At 61.3% G+C, this 25,612-nt stretch carries 19 protein-coding genes and 1 tRNA gene; 10 read left to right on the top strand and 10 right to left on the bottom strand.

All coding sequences use genetic code 11. From position 1 onward, the window contains the following. Positions 1 to 356: 356 nt before the first annotated feature. Positions 357 to 2,702 (top strand): DUF1549 domain-containing protein, encoded by a 2,346-nt coding sequence (locus IAE77_RS11110; RefSeq protein ID WP_294226173.1) that lies wholly within the window; start codon positions 357 to 359, stop codon positions 2,700 to 2,702. Here the strand turns inward: IAE77_RS11110 and IAE77_RS11105 are convergent. After that, entirely contained in the window at positions 2,599 to 3,357 is a 759-nt protein-coding gene (locus IAE77_RS11105) for a L,D-transpeptidase (RefSeq protein WP_294226170.1), read from the bottom strand. The genes IAE77_RS11110 and IAE77_RS11105 overlap by 104 nt on opposite strands. Before the next feature lie 45 nt (positions 3,358 to 3,402). Then, the gene (locus tag IAE77_RS11100) at positions 3,403 to 4,056 is read right to left on the bottom strand and encodes an OmpA family protein (RefSeq protein WP_294226168.1); all 654 of its coding nucleotides are present in this window, start codon (positions 4,054 to 4,056) and stop codon (positions 3,403 to 3,405) included. Positions 4,057 to 4,299: 243 nt separating this feature from the next. Here IAE77_RS11100 and IAE77_RS11095 point away from each other — a divergent pair, with 243 nt between their 5' ends. The 3 genes from IAE77_RS11095 (at position 4,300) to IAE77_RS11085 (ending at position 9,585) form a co-directional block, all read left to right on the top strand. Continuing rightward, on the top strand, positions 4,300 to 6,585 hold the full coding sequence (locus IAE77_RS11095; protein WP_294226166.1) for a PQQ-like beta-propeller repeat protein: 2,286 nt from the start codon (positions 4,300 to 4,302) through the stop codon (positions 6,583 to 6,585). A 60-nt stretch (positions 6,586 to 6,645) separates the two neighbouring features. After that, a complete protein-coding gene (locus IAE77_RS11090) occupies positions 6,646 to 8,283 on the top strand; it encodes a PQQ-binding-like beta-propeller repeat protein (RefSeq protein WP_294226163.1) in 1,638 nt (545 codons plus the stop codon). 354 nt (positions 8,284 to 8,637) lie between these two features. Further along, positions 8,638 to 9,585: an FAD:protein FMN transferase gene (locus tag IAE77_RS11085; protein WP_294226160.1), complete on the top strand. Its 948-nt coding sequence runs from the start codon at positions 8,638 to 8,640 to the stop codon at positions 9,583 to 9,585. A 7-nt stretch (positions 9,586 to 9,592) separates the two neighbouring features. Here the strand turns inward: IAE77_RS11085 and IAE77_RS11080 are convergent, their stop codons facing one another. From IAE77_RS11080 to IAE77_RS11065, 4 genes are all read right to left on the bottom strand, one after another. Continuing rightward, positions 9,593 to 10,198, bottom strand: coding sequence for a GNAT family N-acyltransferase (locus IAE77_RS11080; protein ID WP_294226157.1), 606 nt, complete (start codon positions 10,196 to 10,198; stop codon positions 9,593 to 9,595). A 6-nt stretch (positions 10,199 to 10,204) separates the two neighbouring features. Then, positions 10,205 to 11,293: a DUF5685 family protein gene (locus IAE77_RS11075; protein ID WP_294226155.1), complete on the bottom strand. Its 1,089-nt coding sequence runs from the start codon at positions 11,291 to 11,293 to the stop codon at positions 10,205 to 10,207. 119 nt (positions 11,294 to 11,412) lie between these two features. Beyond that, positions 11,413 to 12,588, bottom strand: a complete 1,176-nt coding sequence (locus IAE77_RS11070) for a hypothetical protein (RefSeq protein WP_294226152.1) — start codon at positions 12,586 to 12,588, stop codon at positions 11,413 to 11,415. 161 nt (positions 12,589 to 12,749) lie between these two features. Continuing rightward, positions 12,750 to 13,793, bottom strand: a complete 1,044-nt coding sequence (locus IAE77_RS11065) for a zinc-binding dehydrogenase (protein WP_294226149.1) — start codon at positions 13,791 to 13,793, stop codon at positions 12,750 to 12,752. A gap of 105 nt (positions 13,794 to 13,898) precedes the next feature. On the opposite strand from IAE77_RS11065, the gene IAE77_RS11060 reads away from it, so the two are divergent. The 3 genes from IAE77_RS11060 (at position 13,899) to IAE77_RS11050 (ending at position 15,716) form a co-directional block, all read left to right on the top strand. Next, positions 13,899 to 14,798, top strand: a complete 900-nt coding sequence (locus tag IAE77_RS11060; protein WP_294226147.1) for a sterol desaturase family protein — start codon at positions 13,899 to 13,901, stop codon at positions 14,796 to 14,798. A gap of 91 nt (positions 14,799 to 14,889) precedes the next feature. Then, positions 14,890 to 14,964, top strand: a tRNA-Arg gene (locus IAE77_RS11055). Positions 14,965 to 15,104: 140 nt separating this feature from the next. Further along, a complete protein-coding gene (locus IAE77_RS11050) occupies positions 15,105 to 15,716 on the top strand; it encodes an LON peptidase substrate-binding domain-containing protein (RefSeq protein ID WP_294226144.1) in 612 nt (203 codons plus the stop codon). Positions 15,717 to 15,725: 9 nt separating this feature from the next. Here IAE77_RS11050 and IAE77_RS11045 read toward each other — a convergent pair whose 3' ends face one another. The 3 genes from IAE77_RS11045 to IAE77_RS11035 are packed head-to-tail and all read right to left on the bottom strand — an operon-like array spanning position 15,726 to position 18,892. Continuing rightward, positions 15,726 to 16,529 (bottom strand): fumarylacetoacetate hydrolase family protein, encoded by an 804-nt coding sequence (locus IAE77_RS11045; RefSeq protein ID WP_294226140.1) that lies wholly within the window; start codon positions 16,527 to 16,529, stop codon positions 15,726 to 15,728. Between the two features lie 15 nt (positions 16,530 to 16,544). Next, positions 16,545 to 17,753: an N-acetylglucosamine-6-phosphate deacetylase gene (locus IAE77_RS11040; protein WP_294226137.1), complete on the bottom strand. Its 1,209-nt coding sequence runs from the start codon at positions 17,751 to 17,753 to the stop codon at positions 16,545 to 16,547. Beyond that, positions 17,750 to 18,892 (bottom strand): Gfo/Idh/MocA family oxidoreductase, encoded by a 1,143-nt coding sequence (locus tag IAE77_RS11035; RefSeq protein WP_294226135.1) that lies wholly within the window; start codon positions 18,890 to 18,892, stop codon positions 17,750 to 17,752. The genes IAE77_RS11040 and IAE77_RS11035 overlap by 4 nt, the downstream gene beginning before the upstream one ends. A 184-nt stretch (positions 18,893 to 19,076) precedes the next feature. On the opposite strand from IAE77_RS11035, the gene IAE77_RS11030 reads away from it, so the two are divergent. After that, entirely contained in the window at positions 19,077 to 21,161 is a 2,085-nt protein-coding gene (locus tag IAE77_RS11030) for a PAS domain-containing hybrid sensor histidine kinase/response regulator (protein ID WP_294226132.1), read from the top strand. A gap of 2 nt (positions 21,162 to 21,163) precedes the next feature. On the opposite strand, the gene IAE77_RS11025 is transcribed toward IAE77_RS11030, so the two are convergent. Further along, the gene (locus IAE77_RS11025) at positions 21,164 to 22,498 is read right to left on the bottom strand and encodes a response regulator (protein WP_294226129.1); all 1,335 of its coding nucleotides are present in this window, start codon (positions 22,496 to 22,498) and stop codon (positions 21,164 to 21,166) included. Between the two features lie 1,171 nt (positions 22,499 to 23,669). Here IAE77_RS11025 and IAE77_RS11020 point away from each other — a divergent pair. Both IAE77_RS11020 and IAE77_RS11015 read left to right on the top strand, forming a co-directional pair. Beyond that, positions 23,670 to 23,897: a hypothetical protein gene (locus IAE77_RS11020; RefSeq protein ID WP_294226126.1), complete on the top strand. Its 228-nt coding sequence runs from the start codon at positions 23,670 to 23,672 to the stop codon at positions 23,895 to 23,897. Positions 23,898 to 24,003: 106 nt separating this feature from the next. Next, positions 24,004 to 25,011, top strand: coding sequence for a hypothetical protein (locus IAE77_RS11015; protein ID WP_294226121.1), 1,008 nt, complete (start codon positions 24,004 to 24,006; stop codon positions 25,009 to 25,011). Positions 25,012 to 25,612: the final 601 nt, after the last annotated feature.

The raw sequence follows: 25,612 nt of genomic DNA, 5'->3' as shown, positions 1-25,612 counted from the left end.
TCGCCTAAAGGCTACACTCCAACCTCTGCCGATGAGTGCGTGCTCTGAACAAGTGTGAGAAATGCAGGTTAGTGGCGGCTAGGGCCGGAGCACTCCAAAATACTCCCGCGCCATTCGTCTGCAGCCCCCACGAACCGCCTCCCGTCTTTCTTCAAACCACGCGTCAGTGTCATGGCGGTGGCAGAGATGCAAGGGCACCCTTGCATCGGCGAGACCGCTTTCGAGCGCCGGAAGACGGTGGTGCGGCCGAAGAACGCCATCCGGCATACGACAGCGGTGTCGTGCCAAGGCTTGCCACCGCAATCTCCACGACGCAGGCGCGAGAATCGGGCGCCTGGGCACGTTCGTCTCCCCGAATGCGTCACATTCTCCTTCCTCTTCTCGTTCTTCCCTGCCTGACCCACGCCGCCGTCGATTTCTCGCACGAGATCGTGCCGATCCTGCGGGAGCACTGCGCGGAATGCCATGCGGGGGACAAAAAGAAGGGCGGGTTCAGTTTCAATGACCGGAAGGCGTTGCTGGAAGGCAGCGAGAATGGCGAGGTGATCAAAAACGGGCGCTTCATCGAGGTGATGCTGTCCACGGACAGCGATGAACAGATGCCGCCGAAGGGAAAACGGGTGCCGCCGGAGAAGATCGCGCTGCTGAAGGCGTGGGTGGCGGCCGGGGTGCCTTGGGAAGAGGGGTTTGCATTCAAGAAGCCCGCGTATGAGCCGCCGTTTTTGCCGCGGAAGGTGGCGCTGCCGGAATCGAAGCACGCGCACCCGATTGACCGCCTGCTGAACAAAGAGCTGCCCAAGGTCTCCGACGCGGCGTTTCTGCGCCGGGCGCATCTCGACCTCATCGGCCTGCTGCCGACGGCGGAGGAGTTGGCGGCGTTTGAGAAGAATCCGGATCGCACCAAACTCGTCGAGTCGCTGCTCAAGCGCGACATGGACTACACGGAGCACTGGCTCACGTTTTGGAACGACCTGCTGCGCAACGACTACGGCGGCACCGGCTTCATCACCGGCGGTCGCAAGCAGATCAGCAACTGGCTCTACCGCGCGCTGATCGAGAACAAGCCCTTCGACCAGTTCGTGCGCGAACTCATCGCGCCGCCGAATGACGAGAGCCGCGGCTTCATCGACGGCATCAAGTGGCGTGGCGATGTCAGCGCGGGGCAGACGGTGGAAATCCAGTTCGCGCAGAGCGTTTCGCAGTCCTTCCTCGGCATCAACATGAAGTGCGCGTCCTGCCACGACAGCTTCATCGACCGCTGGAAGCTGAGCGAAGCCTACGGACTCGCCGCGATCTACGCGCAGAAGCCGCTGGAGATTCATCGCTGTGACAAACCCATCGGCCAGACCGCGACTGCGGCGTGGCTTTTCCCGGAGATCGGTCAAATCGACGCGAAGGCACCGCCCGCCGAGCGCCTGAAGCAGCTCGCCGCGCTCATGACGCATGAAAAGAACGGCCGCGTCCCGCGCACCATCGTGAACCGCCTGTGGGCACGCCTCATGGGCCGCGGCATCGTGCATCCGGTCGATGCGATGCAGACCGAGCCGTGGAATGCCGACCTGCTCGACTACCTCGCCATGTATCTCGTGGAAAGCGGCTGGGATTTGAAGAAGACCATCGCGCACATCGCCACCTCGCAGGCCTATTCGTCGCAGGCGCAGGTCGTGCAAAAAGGCGCGGACGATCACGGCTACGTCTATGCCGGACCGCGTGCCAAACGGCTCACCGCCGAGCAATTCGTGGACGCCGTGTGGCAGCTCACCGGTGCCGCGCCGACGAAGATGGACGCGAATGTGCTGCGCGGAAAAGTCGATCCCGCTTTTGCCAAGACGATCACTGTCAAAGGCCAGTGGATCTGGAGCGACAACCTCAAGCCCGACGCCGGCGAGACCATCACGCTGCGCAAAACCATCCAGCTCGACTCCGATCCCGCCAGCTCAAGCGCGGTGATGACCTGCGACAACGAGTACATCCTCTACGTGAACAACCGCAAGATCAGCGAAAGCACCGACTGGACGAAATTCGCCGCCGTGCCGCTGCAAACCGCGCTCAAGAAAGGCCCGAACGTCATCATCGCCGTCGCCAAGAATGCCGGCAAAGGCCCGAACCTCGCCGGATTCTTCTTCGACGCCCGCGTGCGCGATGACAAAGGCCAGGAGACGATCATCGTCAGCGACGACACCTGGGAGTGGACCTCCGCCGTGCCCGGCGGTAAGGAAGGACGCCTCGCGCAATTTCAGCCGAAGGACTGGAAAAAGGCCCGCATCGTCAAACCCATCGCCGCGTGGACGACTGCGCTCAATCAACAAGCCCCCATGCTCCTCGCCCAAGGTGCCACATCGAATGGCATGATGGTCCGCGCCTCGCTCATGAAGTCCGATTTCCTCATGCGCACGCTCGGCAGGCCCAATCGCGATCAAATCGTCACCGAACGCCCCAACGAGCTCTCCACCCTCGAAGCCATCGATTTGGCGAATGGCAGCCTTTTGGCCCAAAACCTCGAAAAAGGCGCGAAACGCCTGGTCGAAGGCCCCATGGACGGATTGGTGGAGCGACTGTTCCGCCACGCGCTGTCCCGTGACGCGACGGCCGCCGAGCTCACGACCGCGAAGCAGCTCCTCGGAGATCAGCCAAGCCAGCAGAGTGTCGAAGATCTGCTGTGGATGGTTTGCATGCTGCCGGAGTTTCAGGTGGTGCGGTAGCCGCCACGCCTCGCGATGCCGGGGTGAGCTCCGGCATTGCCGCGGGCTGGGGCATGCGTTTGAACAGGGTGGCCCAGCGGCCGGGCGGCAGCGGCTCCTGGATGATGTCCACCTCCGCTCCCGGCTGCACCCACTTGCACAGGCGGATGATGTCGGAAGAGCCCATGCGCACGCAGCCCCAGGAGACGGGCTTTTTGAGGTCCTTCTCATTGGTGGTGCCGTGGATGTAGATGCAGCGGCGATAGGTGCGTGCGTTGCAGGGCTCAGTGCCACGCAGGCGGACGATGCGGGTGACGATGACATCGCAGCCGGGCGTGTTTTTCTTCACGATCTGCCCGGTGGGCTCCCGGCAGGCAAGGCGCATGCCCTTGGGCAGACCTTCACCGATGACTTCCACCACCTGCAGCCTGCCGAGCGGCGTCCGGTTCGAATGCAAGCGGTCGCCCACGCCAAAACGCGACGTGCTGACGGGATAGCGGCGCTTTGGCTTTCCCTCCTCGTAGGTCTGCATCGTCTGGTCGGGAATGCTCACAAGAATGCGCTGCCGCAGGCCCGTTGGCGCGGGATTCGCGGGCTTCGGGCACTGGCAGCAACTCGCGAGGCCGAGGGCCATCGGCACGAGAAGAAGGATCAGCTTCGTGGCGGGTGAGGTCATGGCGGTCGCGACGGGCCGTGGATCGCCGGCCGTCGGAGGGCGGGATCATCGCGTGCGCACGACCAGCACGCGGCGGTCGAGCTGCATCTGCGCCTCAGTTCCGTTCGGATAGGCGGGAAAGCTCTCGCCATAACCATGGGCGCTCAAGACGGTGGCGGGCACGGCATAGCGGCGGGTCAGTTCCTCATACACACGCTGGGCGCGTGCGGCGGAGAGGGAGGCGTTGAACTCGGTGGTGCCATCCGTGCTGGTGTGGCCCTCGATGTCGAATCGTGCTTTGGGATCGGTGGCGACGACGTTGCGGATGACGCCGGCGGTCTGCTCCAGGGCGGCACGCGACGCCGCGTCGAGCAACTCGGCGGTCTCCTTCACGAACAGCACCGGCAGCGTGACATAGGGCATCTCGCGGAACTGGCCCTGGTCCTCCACCACGACGACATTGCGCTCAGATTCATAGACCCGCGTCGGCCGGCCGGGCGTTTCGACCACCGTCGTGGTCCGCGTGGTGCGCAACACGGGCGCGGTGGAAAGCTGGCGCTGAATGACGACCGGATCCAAGGCGGCCGCTTGAGGCACCACCACGACTGGAGGGGGCGAGACGGGGGGCGGCGGCACTGCTGGCACCACCACGGTCTGCTGGGCCCGGGAAGCCGAGATCGCGATGCTGAGAAAGGCCATTGAAAGGAAGAAGGTTTTCATGACGGCAGGGAGGGCGGGTTGAACTCCTCATTTTCAGTTTCGGGAGGTCCACAGGCGATGGCCGTCAGGTTTTGCCCCGATGCACCCGAAGCGCACGGAACGGGGTGCAAGATGCGCGGCGTGCCGGGCGTTTTCGTCATCCCCTGTGGACGCTGGTGCATTCCTCCTGTGCGAAAGGTATGAAAATCGCATTGAAGCGCGGCGAGCGCTCACGATGTTCGTTTTCCACCCCTTCCCCAACCCATGCATCCCCCACGCACCACCCTTGGTTGTTTGTTTGCCATCCTGGCCCTGACTGGAATCTCCCAGGCGAATGACTGGACCAACTGGCGTGGTCCGCTGCAAAACGGCGTGTCCCTGGAGCATTACAAGGGCGCTGGGAAGCTGTCCGAGACACCTGCGTGGACCTACGACGCCCGCGGACGCGGCACGGCGGTGGTGTTCGACGGTAAAGTGATCCTCTGGGGCTACAAAGGCGAGACCACGGACCTGATCGAGCTGATCACCTGCATGGATGCCAAGACCGGCAAGAAGCTGTGGGAGCATGAGCTGCCGGACTACCTGAGCGACTCGATCTACAACCGCTACTCCATCGGTGCGCCGACCGTCGATCCAGAGACGAAGCGCATCTACCTCGTCAGCAATGCGGGAACGTTTTACTGCTGGGAAATCGACGGCTCCAAGGTGTTCGAGCTGAATCTCATGGAGGATCTCGGCCGCATGACCTTCCCGAACGCCCGTGTCGGCAGCCCGGTGATCGAGGGCGACTACGTGATGACGCATTTCATCTACTCGAACTGGGGAGCGGACGGCCCGGCGGCTGACCGCATCTACGGCTTCGACAAAAAGACCGGCGAACTGGTGTGGTGGTCGCTTCCGGGCGTGAATCCGCCGGTGGACAGCTCCTTCTCCACGCCGGTGCTCGAAACCCGCGATGGCAAACGCGTGGCCTACTTCACCACTGGCTGCGGCCACGTCGTCTGCGTGAACGCCCGCAACGGCAAGCCTTACTGGAAGATGCCGATCTGCAAAAACGGCGTGAACCCCAGCGTTGTGCTGCACAAGGGCAACCTGATCGCCATCCACAACGACGAGAACGTGGACAGCTCCGAGAAGGGCCGCCTTGTGTGCATCAAGCTTCCTGAGAAGCTCACCGCCGCCGTGCCTCCTGCCACCGACTCCACCGTGCTGGAGCCGAGTGCTGAAGTCTGGCGCAATCCGATCGGTGCCACGAGCAGTTCGCCTGTCCTTGTCGGTGATGTCGTCTATCAACTCACCGACGGCGCCGAGCTCTATGCCATCGACGCCAACACTGGCGCCGACCTTTGGAAGCTGAAGCTCAGCAACGCGAACCTCCACTCCTCCCCGCTCTATGTGGACGGCCTCATCTACTGCCCCCTGATGGAAGGCAAACTGGTCGTCGTGAAGCCCGGAGACAAGGCCGGCGAGGTCGTGCAGGAGATCAAGCTCGAAGGAAGCTGCCTCGGCGCACCGAGCGTGTGCGATGGCATGCTCTATGTGACCACCACTGAAAAGTTCTACGCCTTCGCCATTCCAAACGCCGGCATCACTGTCGATGCCGCGCCGAAGCCGGAAATCCCGGCCGCAGGCAAGGCGGTGGCCCTTCAGGTCATTCCTGCGGAAGTCGCCATCATGGCTGGTGACAAGCAGGCCTTCCGCATCCGCAGCGTTGATGCGAACGGCATGATCGTCAGCGAGGACGTCAAAGGCGTGAAGTGGGAGACCTTCATTCCGCCGACCGCCAAGGTGAAGGCGACGATGGACGCCAAGTTTAACGACGCAGGTGAACTCGTCGTCGCTCCGGATGCGAAGATCAGCGCGGGAGCCTTCAAAGGCACGGGTCCCGACGGTCTTTTCGGCATCATCCGCGGTCGCGCTCTGAAAAACCTGCCGATCACCGAAGACTTCGAGAGCTATGAACTGGCCGACGAGTTCCCCGCCGACGCCAACAACAACCCACCTTACAAGTTTGCCTACCCGCCGCTCTCCTGGATCGGTGCCCGCTTCAAGTTCCAGGTCATGGAAAAGGACGGCAGCAAGGTCTTCGGCAAAAGCTTTGACCGCCTGCTGTTCCAACGCGCCACCGTCTTCGTGGCCCCTTCCCACATGAAGAACTACACCATGCAGGCCGACGTGATGACCGACGGCTCCGCCCGCTCGAAGTCGGACATCGGCCTGGTGAACCAGCGCTACCTCATCTGCCTGCGCGGCAACGCCGGCAAGCTGGAGGTCAGCTCCAACCTGGAGCGCCTGAAGCAGGAAGCGCCCTTCAAAATGACCGCCAACAAATGGTACACCCTCAAGACCCGCGTCGATGTGGCCGGTGACGGCAGCGGCGTGGTGAAGGCGAAGGTTTGGGAAAAAGGCGGTGCCGAGCCCGACGCCTGGACCATCGAGGTCAAAGTGCCGCGGGCACATCAGCACGGTTCGCCGGGCATCTTTGGCTTCACTCCGCTGAACCAGAGACGCGTCTTCCTCGACAATCTGAGCATCACCCCCAACAAATAAGCGTGCTTCGCCCGCCCGGTGACGTTGTAATTTCATCCTGATTCCCTGTTCTCTTTCAACATGACCACGAAACCCACCACACTCCTCCTTGCCGCGGCGCTCGCTGCCTCGGCCTCGCTGCGTGCCGCTGACTACACCCAGTGGGGCGGCGGCAACACCCGCAACATGGTGTCCGACGAAAAAGGCCTGCCCACCGATTTCAATCCCGGCAAGAAATACGGCCCCAAGGCCGCCCCGAAGATCGCCGGACGTCTCCGTCCTGACGCCCAGGAGGCCAACAAAGGCCCCGGAGCCGAGGACATCGACATGAGCACCACCAAGAACTGCCTCTGGGTGGCCAAGCTCGGCTCCCAGACCTACGGCACCCCCATGATCGCCGGCGGCCAGGTCTATGTCGGCACCAACAACGAGTCCCCGCGCGATCCCAAGCACACGGGCGACCGCGGTGTCGTGATGGTCTTTGACGAATACACCGGCCAGTTCAAATGGCAGGTCATCAGCCCCAAGATGGGCAGCGGCAAGGTCAACGACTGGGAATACCTCGGCATCTGCGCCAGCCCCACCATCGTCGGCGACAAAGCCTACGTCCCCGGCAATCGCTGCCAGATCCTCTGCATCGACGTCAACGGCCTTTCCAACGGCAATCAAGGCATGCAGGACGAGGCCGCCTTCATGGCCCCGCTCGACAAAGATGGCAAACCCACCTCCCCCATCGAACCCGGCAAAACCGACGCCGACATCCTCTGGGTGTATGACATGTACAAGGAGCTCGGCGTGTTCCAGCACAACGCCACCGCTGGTTACCCGCTCGTCGTCGATGGCAAGGTCTTCGTCCCCACCTGCAACGGCGTCGATTGGACCCACACCAACATCCCGGCCCCGAATTCCCCCAGCTTCATCATGCTCGACGCCGAATCCGGTGCCCTCCTGGGCGAGCAGGATCACGTCGCCTCCGAGCGCGTGCTGCACTGCTCCTGGTCCTCCCCGAACTACGTCGAAATCGGCGGCAAAAAGCAGATCATCTTCGCCGCTGGTGACGGCTGGGTCTATTCCATGGCCCCCGAGACCAAGAAAGACGCCGAAGGCCTCGATATCCTCGTCGAACACTGGCGCTATGACGCCAACCCGCCCGAGTATCGCAAGAACTCCGCCGGCGAACCCATCAAGTACGTCGAATACGACGGCCCCAGCGAAATCATCGCCACCCCCACCGTCGCGGACGGCCTCATCTACGTCCCCATCGGCCAGGACCCTGAGCACGGCGAAGGCGTCGGCTGCCTGAGCTGCATCGATCCGAAAATGACCGGCGACATCACCGGCAAGGCCGTCTGGACCTTCAAAGACATCGAACGCACCATCTCCACCCCTGCGGTGAAGGACGGCCTCGTCTATGCCGCCGATTACACCGGCCGCCTCTTCTGCCTCGATGCCAAGACCGGCAAGCAATACTGGAAGTTCGACACCAAGGGCCACATCTGGGCCAGCCCTGTCGTCGCCGACGGCAAAGTCTGGATCGGCAATGAGGAAGGCGAGCTCTTCATCCTCGCCGAAGGCAAGGAACTCAAGGAGATCGGCACCATCGAGTTCCCCTCCCCGCTGCTCAGCTCCGTCGTTGCCGCCAACGGCGCCCTCTACGTCACCACGCATACGCACCTCTACTGCTTCAAGGAAGGCGCCAAGCCTGTCGAGACGAAGTGATCGCCCCCGCGACCTCACGCGATTGACTCAATCCAAGGCGGATCTGGAAACAGATCCGCCTTTTTCATGGTGCGCCCGCCTTGGTCGCAGTCCGAGGGTCCTGTCGCGGCCTGGCTGCTGAGGTACGTCACTGCGAGCCGGCGGCGGCGCGCGAGTTCCAGATTTCGCCTGAACGATGCTCCACGAACGGCGAACCTATCACTGAGCACTGAGCACTGAGAACAGCGGCATGCTGACGCCTGCCGCAACAAATCGGTGGGCGGAGTGCGGCACATTGAACGGGCGTTGCGTGTCGCTGTGGAGTTGCTGACTTGTTGCGTAGGTGTGCCCGATGGTGTTTGGTCTGTGTCTTCGATGTTCCGCGCCCCCATTGCCGCAGCTCTCGTTGCCTGCACCGTCCCTGCGCAGGCGCTGGAGCGGTTTGATTTCTCGGCACCATTGATGGCGACGACATTTCGCATTTCGCTGCATGCGGAGTCGAAAAGGGAGGCGGAGACGGCGGTGGACGCGGCTTTCAAGCGCATCGCGTCGCTGAACGCGGTCTTTTCCGATTACGAACCGAACAGTGAGCTGATGCGGTTGTGCAACGCGGGACCGGATGTGCCGTTCCAGGCGAGTCCGCCGCTGTTGGCAGTGATTTCGCGGGCGCTGGAGCTGTCGCGAGTGACGGAGGGGGCGTTTGACATCACGTGCGGAAATCTCAGCCAGCTCTGGCGGAGGACGAAGCGGGTGAAAAAGCTGCCACCGCCGGACCGGCTGCAAAAGGCGCTGGAAGCGACGGACTGGCGGGCGGTGAAGATGGATGCGAAGGCGGGGACGATCACGCTGACGAAAGCGGGAATCCTGCTGGATCTGGGAGGGATCGCGAAAGGCTATGCAGCGGATGAGGGGCTGCGGATGCTGCGTGAGCACGGCATCGGCGGAGCTTTGGTGATCGCGGGCGGGGACATCGCGATCGGCGATCCGCCGCCGGGCGAGGACGGATGGGAGATCAATCTGAGGACTTTCAAGAAGGCGGCTGCCAATGGCGAGGAAGTGATGCAGACCGTGCGCCTGAAGAACTGCGGTGTCTCGACCTCGGGAGACCTGTATCAATTCATCGAGCTGGATGGGATGCGGTACTCGCACATCGTTTCGCCCAGGACCGGTCTCGGCCTGACGGAACGCATCGCCTGCTCGGTGATCGCCCCGGATGCGACGACAAGCGACGCCCTGGCCACGGCGATGTGCATTCTCGGCCGGGAACGCGGCGGTGTGATCGCGGCGAAGATGCCCGGGGTGACATTGCGCTGGCCGGACTGACGACGGATCACCAGACCAGGACCTCTTCCTCAGGCTTCGGAACCGGCTTTGCCTCCGGGAAGTCGTAGATGATGGGGATGCTCATGAGGCCGGTGTTGCGGTCGTCGAACCAGTCGGAGTAGAAGGGACTGCCGAAGACGCGAAACCCCATGAGCTTGTAGAGGGGCAGGAGCCGGCGGCCGGTCTTGCTGACGACGTGGGCGGCGTGGTGGTGGAGGGCGTAGTCGTGCATGGCGCGGCTCATCTGCAGGATGGGCATGTTGGCCATGCCTTTGCGGGCGCAACCGCGGGAGAACTCCATGACGAGGCCGGTCGTGGGGAATTTCAGGTCGCGGGCATCGGACTCACACTGGAGTTCGAGCTTTTCCACCTCGTCATTTCGCAACATGCGGACCAGCCCGGCGATGCCGCCTGCTGCGTCGAACATGGCGAAGTGGTGGGCGACGGGGTCGAACTCATCGATGTCATGAAGCAGGCCGGTGGTGTAGGTTTCCCGACGCATGCAAGAGATGATTTCGCGATGGTCGTGGAAGGGAATCTCGCGAATCACACCGCCCAGCACTGGGAAGCAAGGGCAGGCGGGGCTGCTGGAGTCTGGTGCGGGGAAGTCCATGGGGCATCACATCAGCTTGTGACGGCATTCCACGTGGCCGGTGGCGGGCTGCCCGGTGAGCGGATCGACGAAGGCGACCTTGCGTTTAAGCCCGCAGGCGCCGGCAAGACGATCCGCGCCGACCATGACGCCGAGGAGGGCGGTCAATCCACCGACGCAGGCGGCATCCCCGCAGGTTTTGCCCGCGAGCGCCTTGAACGGAAAGGAGAGAAAGGCGGCGTGCTGTGCGGCACAGGGCGAAACGACATCATCGGCGAGCCGACCGGCGAGTTTCACGGCCAGATCTGGCTCTGCGAGCACCAAAGTCTGCTCCACCGACAGCAGATGGGAGGCAGCGAGGGACTGGGCTCCAAACCGGGCCTGGCAAATCTCCGCAGCCGCCCGGAGGGACGCTTTGGCCCGCGTCAGGGCGTCGGGGATGTCCGCCTCTGAACGCAGCGGATTGACCGCACCGGACCGCCGGTCGTCGTGGTAATCATGCGCCGCATCGAATCCGCACACGGCCTCGCCCACATGGCGTCCGGTTTCCGCCAGGGTGGCCGCCAGTTCTTGCCGCCCCATGGCTTTGGCAAAGAGGGCGAAGAGATACGCGAAGCCATCACCGGTGGCGGCGACGAACTGATCGAGCGTCAGATCACCGGGATGCTTTTCCAAACTGCCCTGCCGGCCCATGATCCGGGCGATGACATTCGCGAATTCGGGGTCCAGCCCGGAGAAATAACGCAGGCACTGCTCGAAGCGCCGATGAAACGCCAGAAGAACGGCCCGCTGGAAAAGGGCAATGCCGTCATCCGTATCGTCCTGAAGGTCGATGTAGCCCAGCAGGACACTGAAGGCGGAGCAGAACCGCTCGGTCTCCGCCGCAGCGACGGAGGCGGGTGGCACATAGTCCTCGAACTGGCAGCAGGCGCGGTTCGGGATCGAGTCCAGGCTCACCACGCCTGCGTCACAGGCGACCAGGTAGAGGTGCGTGCTCTCGTAGCTGTGAAACGGCAGCAGGCTGGTGCCATAGACGTGCTTCTGGCTTTGGCATAGGCGTGTGTAGGCACGGCAAAAGTGCCGGTCCCTCACCGCAGGTGACAAGAAACCAAACATGACTCTTCTATTTACCGCACAGCCGGGGTCATGCTGTCCAGCCTTCATTTCAAAAGGACCTGCGCGGTCGTCAGCGGCTGGGGATGGCCGCAGCACCAACGGGCAGGTTTAGATGCCGGTCATGGCGGCCCGGGCTTTCCAGACCAAGCATGCGGCGGCGTGGTGCGGGCTTCCTCCCATTCGACCAGCCAGACTCCGGGCGGGCACTGGAACCCCTCCGGCACGGGCCGACGGACCACGACGCGGAAGCACTGCAATCCCAGGGCATTCAGCGCCTCACATTCCCGCATCAAAGACTCTGCACTGTGACAGACCTCCGGCGGGGCGAACCACAGAGCCGACAGACCGGGGCCATCGTGATGGATCAGCGAGAAGTGCGAGAGGAAGCGCTCCGCGCCTCCTTCAATGCGCCCCCAGTGGTAGAGCGTGACGAAGTGCTTTGAGTAACCTTCGTTGTAGGGACAGATCACGCCGCCCCACTTGCACTTGTAGCGCAGGACGCCGTCATGAAGCGTGGCACGGCTGCCGCCGAGGTGGATACGCGTGCATGCGTTTTTCCTGGCCAGCAGGATGGCATGCACATACAAGGCAGCCAGAGCGCCAGCCTTCATCCACTCGACATCGCCATCCAGAACTCCGTTGATGAGCTTGTGGAGCATCCCCTGTCGCATGATGACGAGATCCGCCGCCACCTGCCGGCCTTCGTGGGTGATCCAGTGGATGCCGCCTTGCCGGAACAACCGCCGCCAATACCAACGCGGTGCCAGGGAAGCAGTGTGGCCGTGACGCTTGGCGACGTAGGGCACATGAAACCGGTCGAAGAAGATGTCGAAGTCCTGCGGTTCGTGCGACAGCGCCGCCGCGAACGGCCGGTTCCTCACCTTCCGCATGTCCGTCGCCGCGTGCCCATGATCACGTGCGAACTGCTGCAGATCCTCCGGCACCGGCATCACGGATGACACCCAGGGAGGTGCCGCCAGCCAGTTCGTCTTCATGAAAAGGCGGGCGGAGATGTGATCAATCTCCACGATGGTGAAATCGGCTGCGGACTTCCATTCATCCAGCAGCCGCTGCAGCGCCCAGATGGGCACCAGACGGACCTTTTCCGTGGTTGGCGCTGCGGAAAAGAGGCGTGCTTTGAAATAGGCGGTTCGCCGCGGGTGGCCGGCGATCAGCAGTGTCGCCACCGCTCCGTCCTCCCCCGTCCGCCCCCTGAGCAACTCCACCGGCACCCGCCAGCCACGCAACGGCTCGATGAAGCGCATCAGCCAGAGGAGCAGTCGGGTGAGTTTCATGCAACTTCGGAGCAGTCTGGGGAATCGTGCGGACGACGGCCCTCGACGGAGAGGCCGTGGAAACCATGATGCCGGAGAGCGTCATCCGCCAGTCATTCGGCTGCCCAAGGTTCGGCACGAGCCGAGCGAACGGGCCCAATACCGACGAACCGAGGAGTCCATCAAGTGTAATTCAGCAGCGCTTTGATCACCTTCCGTTCGGCGACGGCCTTGAACGCCTCCGTGATGCGATCCAACGGGAAGCGATGCGTGATGAAATCGGCGGAGGTGAGCCTGCCTTCACGAATCCACTGGCAGATCGCGGCTTGCGATTCCTTTTCGTAGCGCCGGGTGGGCCACTGGTGGACGAAGAGGTTGAAGTTGAAGTCGGCCTTCTTCTTGTCGATGTGCAGGATGCCGTGCGTGAGGACGCCGTAGATGCAGTGCGATCCGCCACGACGCAGCAGCGGCAGTCCTTGATTCACGATGTCCGGATGGCCGACAGCATCGATGACGGCATCCAGCTTCTTGCCGCGAATCTTCGCGAGCTCACTGATCTCGATGTCGCCGGGTTTGAAGGCCGCATCCGCTCCAAAGGCGAGCGCTTTGGCCTGCTTGTCCGCATGACGGTCCACAATGCCGATCCAGCCGAGGCCGAAGAGGCGACCGAGCTTCACAAAGCTGAGTCCGACCGGTCCCGCGCCGAAAATGAGCACGTCTTCCCCTGGCTGGAGGTGGAAATCACGAAACGCGCCCAAAACCTCCCGCCACGTGCAGAGAAGCACGGCCTGCTCAGGTGGGATGTCGGCATCGACGCGGGTCTGAATCTCAAAGACCTCCACCCAGCCATGGGCCTCGTCAGCGACACCATCCGCGACCATGGCATCGTGGTCATTGGCCAGCGTGTATTCGCAAAAACCGCCCCAGCCGGAGTCCACGCCTTCCTTTTGCAGATCAAACACCAGCCCTCCCACCGCACGGTCACCAACCTTGAAGTTTCTCACCTTGCCACCCACGGCAACGACGGTCCCGACGCTCTCGTGGCCGAGGGCGAAGGGAAACCTGTCCTCCATGCCCGGAAACGTGCCGCCCAGCAGTTCCGAATCCGTCCGGTTGCACAAGCAGGCACACTCGGTGCGCACCAGCGCCTGATACGGCCCGGGTTCGGGCTGCGGCGTGTCGAGGATGGCGAGTTCTCCGGGAGAAATGGCGATGACGGACTTCATGGGCCGCGCATCGAACACGCGGCCGATGGGAGTGCAAGCAATGAGATGTCATTCGCCAGATCGGCGCTGGAAATCCGGCAGATTCTTGCTTTGAAAAGCCCGCCCATGCTCCGCACGTCGCTCGATTACCTGCTCTGGCCCCTCATTCTCGTCGCCGCCCTGATTCCGACCGGGATCGGCATCGCCAGTGGGCACGGACCGCTCGCTTTCAACATCACCTACTTCAGCCTCGCAGCGGTGTTGTTTGTGCTGGAGAAGGTGCGGCCGCATGAGAAGCAGTGGCTGCACTCGGACGGGCAGGAGTTTCCCGACCTCGCGCACACCGCTTTCACAAAGTCGTTTGTGCAGTTGATCGTCGTCTCACTCACCTGGCTGGGGCTGGCCACCGTGGTCGGCGGGGAACTGGGAACGGGCTTCTGGCCGAATCACTGGCCGAAATTCTTCCAGGTCGTGCTCGGGCTGGTGATCGCCGAGTTCGGCCTCTACTGGGCGCATCGAGTGGCGCATGAATGGATGCCGCTGTGGTACTTCCACGCCGTGCATCACAGCTCAAAAAAGCTGTGGTTCTTCAACACGGGCCGCTTTCACATCGTGGACACGCTGAAAAGCATGATCTTCTCCGCGCCGCTGCTGGCGCTGGCTGGTGCGCCGAAGTTTGTGGTGGAGTACTTCGGCGCGATCACCGCCTACATCGGCTTCATGACGCACTGCAACATCGAGATGCGCTTCGGCTGGCTGAATTACATCTTCAACACCCCTGCCCTGCACCGCTGGCACCACTCCATGGACCTGCGTGAAGGCAACAAGAACTACGGCGAGAACCTCATGCTGTGGGACATCATCTTCGGCACCTATTATGATGACCACACCCGCCGGCCGCCTGCGGAGATCGGCATCAAGGACGCCATGCCGAAGTCCTTCTGGGGACAGATCGTGGAGCCCTTCCGATGGAAGAAGTTTCAAAGTTCCGCCAAGGCCGGTGAAGGCGGCCACGACCTGATGTGAGCCGGCACGGCGGAGGCCGAATGAAAGGAATCCGCCCTGAAAACGACTTGCCGCCTTCCACCGTCCATGCGAAGCATCGGCCCCGAATCAAGCGCCCGTAGTTCAACGGATAGAATGGTGGTCTCCGAAGCCGCATATCCAGGTTCGATTCCTGGCGGGCGCACCAGACACGGCCATCCTCCGCATGGCAGTTGCTGGCGGCATGTGAGGTGGCAGACGCGGCGAGATCAGACCCCTCTTCCGCAAGCTCCCCCATGAAGCGCGGAACCAACCGCGGCTTTCAGGCGTAACTCTGGCAATCCTTCCATGGAATCCCGCCCGTCCTCCAGCCCCAAGCATTTCGCACTCCCGCACCGGCTGCCGCTGATCGTGCTGGATGACTGCTACCATTTCCCCGGCTGTCATCTGCCGCTGTTCATCTTTGAGGAGCGCTACCGCCAGATGCTGGACCACGCGCTGCGGACCGACCGCATGTTCAGCGTGGGCGTGCGTGACGGCGGGGAAAGGGTGCTGCCGGTCGTCACGGCCGGTCTGATCCAGGCCTCCGTCAAAAATCCGGATGGCACCTCGCAGGTCATGCTTTACGGCGTCCAGCGCATGCGCATCACCGGCTGGGAGCAGTCGCTGCCCTTCAAAATTGCCATTGTCGAGCCGATCATCGCCCAGAACACGTCTGCGGAAGCGTTGTGCCAGTTGAAATCGCAGGTTCTCTCGCTTCTGCCCCATCCCACCCAGGACAGTTGCGACAGCATGCGCAAGCTGCGGCGCGAACTCGAAATGGTCGGCGAATTCGACACCGTCTGCGACATCATCGCCTTTCACTTTGTGCGTCGGAAGGCCATCCTGCGCACCTTGCTCGAAGAATGCTGTCTGAAGAGCCGCTACGAGCTCCTGATTCGCGAACTGGAGAGAGCCTGAGCCCGAAGCTCACGCCTCGGCACGCACTGGATTGGTCAGCGTGCCGATGTTTTCGATTTCCACACTCACCGTGTCGCCAGGCTTCATGAAAACGGGCGGTGTGCGGGCCATGCCGACGCCGTGGGGCGTCCCCGTCATGATCACCGTGCCAGGCATCAGCGTGGTGCTGCCGCTGAGGAACTCGATCAGCGTTGGCACATCGAAGATCATGTCATTCGTGTTCCAGTCCTGCATCGTCTCACCGTTCAGCACGGTCTTGATCGCGAGGTTGTTTGGATTGGGAATCTCATCGGCCGTCACGAGCACGGGCCCGAGCGGGCAGAAGGTGTCGAAACTCTTTCCGCGGCACCACTGGCCGCCACCGCCATGCTTCTGCCAGTCGCGGGCGCTCACGTCATTGCCGCAGGTGTAGCCCAGCACTTGCTTCAAGGCGTCCGCCTTGCTCACGTTCCTCGCCGTTTGGCCGATCACGACGGCCAGCTCGCATTCGTAGTCCACCTTGTCACTCCTCAGATGCCTCGGCAGCAGGATGGGATCGCCTGGGTGCTGCACCACGTTCGGCAGCTTCATGAAAACGACCGGATGCTGCGGAATGGCAGCCTTCGTCTCCTCGGCATGGAATTTGTAGTTTAGCCCGATGCAGATGATCGCGAACGGCTGGATCGGCGCCAGCAGCTTCACGACCTCCGCCTTGCGTTCCGTGACACGAAAGTCGCCGTAGATGTCACCTTCGATCACGTTCGCCGAACCATCGGCCTGCTGAGCCGCGTGTGCGATGTTTCCCTTCGAGTCTGAGTAGCGGATCAGTTTCATGCGGGTGAGCCGGTTTCAGTCCTGTGGCACCTCCACACCGGCGATGAAGGTCCTTTTCACCTCCAGCTTCCGGCTGAGCACCAGAATGTCCCCCTGCTTCCCTTTCTCAAGGCTGCCGCAGGTTTTGGCGATACCTGTGCGCTCCGCGGGCGTCAGGCTGGCCATGCGAACGGCCTGCGGAAGGCTGGCAGAGGTGTTCTGCTTCATGTGCCGCATCATGTGATCCATGCCGACGACTGAACTGGCCAGCCCCTGCCCCGGCACAAAGCCCACGGTCCCGTCGCTTTCAAAAAACGCGCCATCGTCCTCCGATCCGAAGCGATACCGCCCCGGCGGCATGTCCATCGCGCGATTGCAATCGGTCACAAGACAGAGTCTCTCCGCGCCCTTCATGCGGAAGGCGAAATCGAGCAACTCGGGCGCGAGATGTTTGCCATCGGCGATCACCTCGGTGCTCATTTCAGCCGTCGCGAGGACGAACTGCTCCATCGAGGCCTGCATGGGCGTGCCGAAACGTGACCGCAGCGAGTTCACGCTGCTCATGGCGCACCAGAAGTGATCCACGTGGCGCATGCCGGCCTTGAACGCGCGCTCCATTTCTGCCCAGTTCGCATTCGAATGGCCGCAGGTGATGAGGCAGCGGCTTTTCTTTGCGGTTTGATAAAAAGCCTCCGCGCCGGGCAGTTCGGCGGCGCAGGTGGCGATGCGGACGAGGTCATCGCGAAACCAGGTGGCGTATTCGGCCGGGTTCGGCGAGCGGCGGCCCTCCTTGGAATGGCAGCCCACCTTGTCTGCGGCGAAATAGGGCCCATACAGATGCACGCCTGCGATTCGGGCACCGTGGGCGGCCTGCCAGGTGCGTTTGGCCTCGCGGCAGGCCATCAGCATCCCCATGATCTGCGGCGGGGCTCCCGTCGTGGTGGTGGGAAAGATCGTCGTGGTGCCATGGTGGGCATGCGCTTTCAACGCCGTGCGCACTGCTGGCACGGTGGCATCCATGAAATCGGCCCCTGCCCCGCCATGCACGTGGATGTCGATGAACCCCGGGCTGATGTAACCGCCACTGGCATCGATCACGGTGGCGTTCTTCGGCGCGGCGACCCGTTTGCCCACGGCGGTGATTTTTCCGCGCTCGCACAGCACCGCGCCTCCTTCGATCAACTGATCCGGCAGGATGAGCGTGCCGTTTTGAACGAGGAGCGGCGGTGTGGCGGGCGTTTTCATAACAGGGTGAGCGGATTCACGCGGATCTTCAGCGGCAGCGTGACGCGCTGGCCGTTGAGGCGGTGGGATTCGAAGACGGAGCTGATCATTTCGGTGATCTGGCGGCCCTGCACGGCATCGCACAAAGGCGCACGATTCTGTTGGATCGCGTCGAGAAGGTCGAGCCCGGAAATCTCATGACTGGAAACTTTTTTGGCGATGTCCTTGTCCGCCAGCACCGGTTTGCGGGGTTCTTTGCCCGCCTGAATCCACGCGAAGGGCTCCTGGTCCATGCGCAGGTCGATCACGCCGCCATTGCCGAAGATCTGGAGGCCAAACGAGGCCGGGTCGTCGTAGGCGGCCTTCTTCAGGCGCCCGTCCTTGATGCTGTCGAAGAAGAACGGCACACCGTTTTCCATCTCGAACCGGGCGTGGATCTCATCGCCAGCCAGCGGGCCGATGCCTTCGTCGCCCTCTTTGACATCGGCCTTGGTCACAGGCTTTCCACCCTGATAAACGCCGGCGGTGCAGGCCAGCGGGGCTCCGGCAAGGGCGATGGCACAGCCCATCACATGCGAACCGAGCACCCACATGTCGAGGCTGCCGCCACGTGGATCCTCCTTGCCACGACCGCGGATCTCCAGCACGCGGCCGATGGCTCCTTCGCCGATGAGCTTCGCCACCATGGCCAGGGCGGGATGATAGCGATTCCGGTGGGCGATGGCGATCTTCGTGCCGGACTTCGCGGCGGCAGCGATGACCTCATCGCACTCCGCGAGGCTGCGGAGGAAGGGTTTCTCGATGTAGATGCCCTTCACACCGTTCTGGATGGCCGCCAGGAGCATGTCACGATGCTGATCGATGTGGCGCGGGCCGATGGCGACGATGTCCGGCTTCGTCCCGGCCAGCATCGAGTGGTAATCAGAGAAGCCTTTGCCAGCGCCGATCTTTTTCAGCTCCGCCTGGAGGTCGGCCGCGTCCGCGTCGGCGATCGCGATGATCTCCGTGGCTGGAATGGCCTTCCACATCGTGTCCAGGCCATGGCCGAAGTTCCCACGGCCGGTGTGCCCGATGATGGCGACGCGGTATTTTGTGTCTGCCGCCAGGCTGGACACGGCGAGGGCGGCAGGAAGAGCGGAGAGGAAGTGGCGGCGGTTCATGCGATGGCCTTGAACGACGCCAGGAGAGCCGAACACGCAACTTGTTGCGTGTTCGTGACCCGGTCACAACCACAGGCCCGGTGCCGCTGATGCGGAGAGGTAAAGGTTTTTGCGTTTGAGGATGCCCCAATCTGCTTGTTAAATGGCATACACGGCCAGCCCAACCCTAGGACAAAGCGCACTCATGTCAGCCCCCGCAGAACCCGCCGCCCCAGATTCCGTGCCGGAACTGAAGCAGCGCATCCAGGAACTGCAGGCCATGCTCCACTCCTGCAAGCTGAGCCGCGTGGCGAGCAACGACGAGGCCGTGAATGAACTGGCGGCCAGCGAGGAGCGCTTCGCCCTGGCGGTGCGCGGCACGAATGATGGCATCTGGGACTGGGACATCCGCACCAACGAGGTGTTTTTCTCGCCCCGCTGGAAGAGCATGGTCGGCTTCGCCGAGGATGAGCTCGAAAACACCTTCAGCACCTTCGAGCAACTGCTGCACCCGGACGATCATCATCGCGTCCTCGCGGTGCTGAACGATTACCTCAGCGGCAAGATCCCCCGTTATGCCGTCGAGTTTCGCTTCCGGCACAAGGACGGCTCCTGGCGCTGGATCCTGGCCCGCGGCCGGGCGTTGCGGGATGAAAACGGCAAACCTTACCGCATGGCCGGCTCCCACACGGACGTGACCGAGCGCAAGCATGACGAGGAGGAGCTGCGCCACGCCCGCCAGGCCGCCGAGGCCGCCAACAGCGCGAAAAGCGTCTTCCTGGCGAACATGAGCCACGAAATCCGCACCCCGATGAACGGCATCATCGGCATGGGCGAGCTGCTGCTCGGCACGAAGCTGGATGACACGCAACGGCAGTATCTGGAGATGCTCAAACAGTCCGCCGACTCCCTGCTGGAACTGCTGAACGACGTGCTCGACTTCTCGAAGATCGAGGCGGGCAAGATGGAGCTGGACTCCCATGAGTTCGACCTCAATGCCATCGTGACGGACACCGTGCGGGCGATGAGCGTGCGAGCTTACCAAAAGCGGCTGGTGCTGCTTCACCACATCAGCCCCGAGGTGCCAGCCCGGCTGATCGGCGATGACGGCCGCCTGCGGCAGATTTTGATCAACCTGATCGGCAACGCCATCAAGTTCACCCACAAAGGCGGTGTCACCATCGAGGTGGGCGTCGAATCGGAGACGGCGGACCTGATCATCCTGCACTTCAAGATCAACGACACCGGCATCGGCATCGCCGGGGACATGCATGAGCGCATCTTCGAGGCCTTCACGCAGGCGGAGGCCTCCACCACGCGTCGTTACGGCGGCACCGGGCTCGGACTCGCGATCTGCCGCGACCTCGTGGAGCTGATGCACGGCCGCATCTGGGTGGAAAGCCAGCCGGAAGTCGGCAGCACCTTCCATTTCACCATCGCCTGCGGCCGCACCAGCGGCATTTCCATCAAACCGAAGACGCCACGGACAGATCCGGTCGTCACCGCCCACGCTTCGATGAAAGTGCTGGTGGTGGAGGACGGTCACGTGAACCAGCTCGTCAGCGCCCGCATGCTGGAGAAACGCGGCCACATCGTCACGCTGGCGTCGAGCGGCGAGGAGGCGATCGACTTCTTCAACAGCAACCAGTTTGACGCCATCCTCATGGATGTGCAGATGCCGGGCATGAACGGCCTGGAGGCCACCGCCCGCATCCGCCAGATCGAGCAGACGCAGGGCGGGCACGTGCCGGTCGTCGCCATGACCGCGAATGCCATGAAAGGCGACCGCGAGCTGTGCATCGCCGCAGGCATGGACGACTACCTGGCCAAGCCGCTGCGTTCCGCCGAGTTGTTCCGCGCGGTGGAGCAGTTCTCCCGCAAAGCACCGCTGCCGCCGCCCGCACGCGAATTGAACGTGGCGGAGCCTCTGCCCGCGCCACCGCCGAAGGACAGCGCTCCGTTTGATGCGGCGGCCTTCCGCGACTCGGCCGGAGACGAAAAGCTGATGCGCAAACTGATCGCGATTTTCCCTGAGGATTCACAAAAGTACCTGCGCAAGGCCGAGAAGGCGCTCGCCGCCGGCAAGGCGCAGCCCCTTTATGAGGCGGCGCACTCGCTGAAGGGCATGCTGGGTGTTTACGCCGCGCCGCGGGCCTTCAAGCTGGCCTCCGAACTCTGCGAATACGCCCACGCGGGCGATTTGAAGGGTGCCCAGCTCATGTATGAGCAGTTGAAACGTGAGAGCGCCCTGCTTGCCGAGGCCCTGGTGGGGTTCGATCCGGTGATCTGACCTCAGCGATACTCCGCCATGCCATCGTAGGCGTGGACCACCTGCGTGCTGCTGCCGATCTCGCTCAGAATCTGCCGCGTGAGGTTCAGCTTCGCATGCAGGGCCAGGTCGTCATGATCAGGATCGTGATGCACCACGATCCACTTCTTTGCCCCGACGATTTTGGTCAGGGCGCAGGCCGTGGCGAGGTTCGAATGCCCCCAGCCGATGCGTTTCGGATAATCGGTGGGCAGATACTGCGCCTCGTGAACGAGCAGGTCCACCCCGTCGAGGAACCTCACGATCGGCTCGTAAGGCACCACGAGGTTCGAATCGCGAGACAAGGCCGACGGAGAGCCGAGATAGCCCTGGAGGAACTCGTTGTCCGGCACAAAGGCCACCTTCCAGCCCTCATGCTCCACTTTGAAGCACACGGTGGCTCCTGGATGCTGGGTGAACTCGCGGGAGACCGTGACATCGCCGATCTTCACCGGAGCATCGTCGAGGAAGACGAAATTGATCTTCGCCCGCAGATCCTCACGCTGGATCGGGAAGTAATCGCGGTCCATCTGGCCGCAGAGGAGGGATTCAATGTTCTTCCCGAAGCCGCGCTCGCCATACACGGTGATCTCGAAGCCTGGAATGTAGATCGGCACGAAGAATGGAAAGCCCTGGATGTGATCCCAGTGCGTGTGCGTGATGAAAAGATGGATGTGGCACGGTCCGCCGGCCAGGAACGACTGCCCGGCCTCGCGCAGGCCTGATCCGGCATCGAAGAGGATGCGTTCCCTGCCCGTGTTGTATTCGAAGCAGGTCGTGTTGCCTCCATGCTGGGCGTAACGGGAACCGCAGACCGGAATGGAGCCGCGGGTGCCCCAGAGCTTCACATGCGGCCGCTTCGTGTCGAGCACCGGCGCATACTGCTCGGTGGTCGGGACCAGATGCTCGCGGTGGGTCACACCCGTGGCGGTCGCCGCCTCATGAAAGTACTGCTGCAGTTTCGCCAGCAGCAGGTCGGGCTCGAACGGCTTGATCAGCACATCCACCGGACCGGTCTGCTGGATGTGCTTCAACTCGGTGGAATAGTCCTTCGCCGTGCAGACGATCACCGGCAGATGCTGGGTGGATTGCTGGGAGCGCAGATGCCGCAGGACCTCCAGGCCGTTCATCTTCGGCATGATCAGGTCGAGAACGAGCAGGTCGGGCTTGAACTCCTCAAGCTGCTCCACGCACTCCTCCCCGTCCTCCGCCACGCGGACCACATAGCCATGCGTCTCGAGCGCATGGGACATTCGGATGGAGATCGCCCGCACATCCTCGGCGAGCAGAATTTTCTTGGGCTGGGTTGGATTCGCCATGTCTTGCTTCTGTACTGTACGCGCAAGCAGCGTTGGTCGGGCTGGCGGGATTCGAACCCACGACCTCTTCGTCCCGAACAAGAAACGAAGGCATTCGCCGCATGCAGTCTGAAATGATCTTTCGTCGCCAAACAACGCAGTGTCAAGGGTTTCAGGGCGTATCAGAAGCCGGACGACCTCACCCCATTTTGCCCCAAATGGCCCCATTTTAAGGAGGGGTGTTACTAAAGTGTTACTAAAGCCGAGGGCTTTCGGCTCCTGATCGGTGGCGATGGATCAACGCAGCCGGAATAGCTGATTCAATCGCGCTATGCAACGCTGCTGCTCGATCACCCCTTCGCTGCTTCAAATGATATGTATAGATTGGCTCCAAAAAAGTGCGTCGCACAGCACAAAAAGATTGCCCAAAATCTCGCTCGGTCGTAGCCTCTCACAACATCATGATCCATGATCCATGATCCATGATCCATGATCGTGATGGGCTTCATTTGAGCCATTTGTTCAACCTTTCTTCCTGAGAGGGTTGGTAGGGACAGTCAACGCGACTGTCAACGCGTCAACACTGCTTCCAAAGTCATAAACTCATAACTCGACACCAAAATTCGACAGCTCAAGGCTGGCGAAGAGTCGTGACAACGATGTTCCCAAAACAGGCGCAAGCCCGACGGGACATGATGAAATCAATACGGGCATTCGCGCACCTATGTCCTCAAAAGCAGATGCAAAATCCTTGTGCCAAAAAGGTGCGCAAGTCATCGCAAATGAAACCCACATCGAGCCCGCAACGGCTCGCTTTCATAAATAACGACCCCACAGGGGCCATTCGAGCATCATTTGATGTTAAGCTATGTTATAATGTTAACCAGACTGCGAGTGCTCTCGGCGTCTCGCCTACCACGGTCTATCGCCTGACGGCGCGTGGTCTGCTAAAACCATTGCGTCATATCCGGCACCTTGCGTTTCCGGTTGCGCAACTGCTCAGCCTCACGGGCGGAGATGGAACCGTGATCAACATGCCATCCCAGATCAAAAAGGATAGAAAAAACAAGAGACCGAAACCTGCCCCAACTCTTCCCGGGCCTCTAGAATATGACCCGAGCTGGCCGTTCCTACCGGGCCTGTCACCCGACGAGGTGCTGGCGCGGCAGGAAAAACGGAAAGGGGGTTGCCAATGATACGCACCCCATCGCACCACCGCGCCATCACCATTGGTGATCGGCGCGTCGGCACAGGAGCTTCGGCTACGCTTCACAGTGTGATGAAGCGCATGCAGAACTACGACACCAACTTCTTGTACAAAGTCCTGCGCGAAAATAATAGCAAGCTTTGGAGAACCGCCGCCCAGCTCGTCATCGACGAGCGGATCGCCGAGATCCCCATGGATGACCCACAAAAATAAAGGGGCCATCACCACAGAACCAAATGCTGCTGGGGACTTCATCGTCCCCGACAGCCCACTTTGGGTATCACACTTCAACCAATGACATTTTTGCAAATTTATCAGTATGATAGACACCATTTCAATAAACTTCCCACTACCAATTCTCCTACTCCCTGAACGCATCGAAGAACTCCAAAGCCTATTGCCGGTTCACAGGTCAAGCTCCCAAGTTAATGTAAAACCAAATCGCCCTCAGCGAACCAGTCAATACAGCTTTCCCCTGTTCGGTCTTCGCCTGTTCACTACCAGCACACTTCAACTTACAAAGCTAGAAGTCGAAATGCCCTGCATGCTGTATGGACACAACAGCCGTCTGATCAGCAGTCAGCTTGAAATCGACAAGGCCCTTTCAAGATTAAACAGCCTCCTACGCTTTCTGTCGCCAGCTTACTCCGGCGACGATGCAGCATCCATCATCAATGGCCATATCTGCCGCCTCGATTTGGTATGGCAGTTCGATGTTCCACTTCAACTTATCCGAAGCAGCCTTCAACACGCCAAACACCCAAAAATACAAAGTCCTCCTGATCTATATGGCAAAGGTGGTATTGTCTTCAAAGGTAGGAACCTCCGTTTTAATGCTTACGCCAAGCTTCACAAAAAACGAGGCGGACACCTAATGCCAGCATCAGCGGTGGATGCCACCCGCATCGAGTTTCAGACAAAGGGGAAAAAATTCATAGCCGAACTATTTGGTGTTAATTCACAAGATGGCTTGAATACCCTTCAGTTCACAGAGGCTTACCAGGTATATCGAAGCCTACTGATGGCTTTTACCCAGGTGTCACCATCGGTGAATGCATCTTCTTCCGACATCGGTAGCTTCCTTGCGATGGAGGCCAAGCGGGATGCCGGAATTGTTGATCGCTACATCAAGCACCGGTCCCTGCACAAGGCATCATCATCGCGCCTTCGCCGACAGGTCACTCAAGCAAAGCTCAATGTATTCAAACTTGTAGATCTAGTTCCTCCTCCGGGACCATTAGCACCAGTGGATGTAATTCATGCAAAGGTGGAGGCTGTATTTCAGACATTCCTCCAACAGAACCAAGCCCTGCTGAGTATCCAGTAATTGTTAAAATGCCACCACCCAAATTGCCTCCTCTCCTGCCCGTAAGAGGTAGGAGAAGAGGGCAGGGCAAAGAAAAAACATTGTGTTCTCCTGAGGACCAAGCTCACGCAGTGAGCGCAGGGACCAGGAGGGCACAATTTCCGTGGTCGGAGGAGCGGGCGAGCGAAGCGAGTCCCCTCCGACGCCCACGGAGATCTATCAATAGTGAAGGTGCACAGTAAGCAACCATCCAACCCATGACCAACTTTGATCCTCGAATCCGTTGCGAAGAAAATAATCCAAATCGCCTCTTTTGAGGCCAGAAATGAGGGTAATCGGAAGAGGTATTATTCCCCATCGACTTTATAGCCTTTACTGTCGGTGGGGAACATAAACATTTTTACCTGCTTATCGGGGCTCATGGCTCCGATAAGCAGATGGGAACGTTGGGTTTTGAAAACCAGAAATGATCGACGGTAGTGCTGATGATGACCAGCCTTGGCTGGAATTTCTGCTTGCTGACTAGGCCTGCGGGAGAACGTGTGCATCTCAGGCATCTTCAGAATGAGGGTGAATTATTCAAAAGGGCTCCCCTTTCAGAAAATTCTACAAGGATTTCAAA

Origin of the sequence: Prosthecobacter sp. (assembly GCF_014879935.1) — a bacterium.
Classification (GTDB): Bacteria; Verrucomicrobiota; Verrucomicrobiia; order Verrucomicrobiales; family Verrucomicrobiaceae; genus Prosthecobacter.
The sequence above is the reverse complement of the archived record's forward strand: the minus strand, read 5'-3'. Positions and strand labels throughout refer to the sequence as shown.

Excerpts from the sequence above, each read along its gene's own strand:
- IAE77_RS11065 (WP_294226149.1), bottom strand. The coding sequence starts at position 13,793 with ATGAAGTCCGTCATCGCCATTTCTCCCGGAGAACTCGCCATCCTCGAC.
- IAE77_RS11040 (WP_294226137.1), bottom strand. The coding sequence starts at position 17,753 with ATGAAAACGCCCGCCACACCGCCGCTCCTCGTTCAAAACGGCACGCTC.
- IAE77_RS11085 (WP_294226160.1), top strand. The coding sequence starts at position 8,638 with ATGTTCCGCGCCCCCATTGCCGCAGCTCTCGTTGCCTGCACCGTCCCT.
- IAE77_RS11105 (WP_294226170.1), bottom strand. The coding sequence starts at position 3,357 with ATGACCTCACCCGCCACGAAGCTGATCCTTCTTCTCGTGCCGATGGCC.
- IAE77_RS11080 (WP_294226157.1), bottom strand. The coding sequence starts at position 10,198 with ATGGACTTCCCCGCACCAGACTCCAGCAGCCCCGCCTGCCCTTGCTTC.
- IAE77_RS11100 (WP_294226168.1), bottom strand. The coding sequence starts at position 4,056 with ATGAAAACCTTCTTCCTTTCAATGGCCTTTCTCAGCATCGCGATCTCG.
- IAE77_RS11035 (WP_294226135.1), bottom strand. The coding sequence starts at position 18,892 with ATGAACCGCCGCCACTTCCTCTCCGCTCTTCCTGCCGCCCTCGCCGTG.
- IAE77_RS11030 (WP_294226132.1), top strand. The coding sequence starts at position 19,077 with ATGTCAGCCCCCGCAGAACCCGCCGCCCCAGATTCCGTGCCGGAACTG.
- IAE77_RS11110 (WP_294226173.1), top strand. The coding sequence starts at position 357 with ATGCGTCACATTCTCCTTCCTCTTCTCGTTCTTCCCTGCCTGACCCAC.
- IAE77_RS11070 (WP_294226152.1), bottom strand. The coding sequence starts at position 12,588 with ATGAAACTCACCCGACTGCTCCTCTGGCTGATGCGCTTCATCGAGCCG.
- IAE77_RS11025 (WP_294226129.1), bottom strand. The coding sequence starts at position 22,498 with ATGGCGAATCCAACCCAGCCCAAGAAAATTCTGCTCGCCGAGGATGTG.
- IAE77_RS11020 (WP_294226126.1), top strand. The coding sequence starts at position 23,670 with ATGATACGCACCCCATCGCACCACCGCGCCATCACCATTGGTGATCGG.
- IAE77_RS11090 (WP_294226163.1), top strand. The coding sequence starts at position 6,646 with ATGACCACGAAACCCACCACACTCCTCCTTGCCGCGGCGCTCGCTGCC.
- IAE77_RS11015 (WP_294226121.1), top strand. The coding sequence starts at position 24,004 with ATGATAGACACCATTTCAATAAACTTCCCACTACCAATTCTCCTACTC.
- IAE77_RS11060 (WP_294226147.1), top strand. The coding sequence starts at position 13,899 with ATGCTCCGCACGTCGCTCGATTACCTGCTCTGGCCCCTCATTCTCGTC.
- IAE77_RS11045 (WP_294226140.1), bottom strand. The coding sequence starts at position 16,529 with ATGAAACTGATCCGCTACTCAGACTCGAAGGGAAACATCGCACACGCG.
- IAE77_RS11075 (WP_294226155.1), bottom strand. The coding sequence starts at position 11,293 with ATGTTTGGTTTCTTGTCACCTGCGGTGAGGGACCGGCACTTTTGCCGT.
- IAE77_RS11095 (WP_294226166.1), top strand. The coding sequence starts at position 4,300 with ATGCATCCCCCACGCACCACCCTTGGTTGTTTGTTTGCCATCCTGGCC.
- IAE77_RS11050 (WP_294226144.1), top strand. The coding sequence starts at position 15,105 with ATGGAATCCCGCCCGTCCTCCAGCCCCAAGCATTTCGCACTCCCGCAC.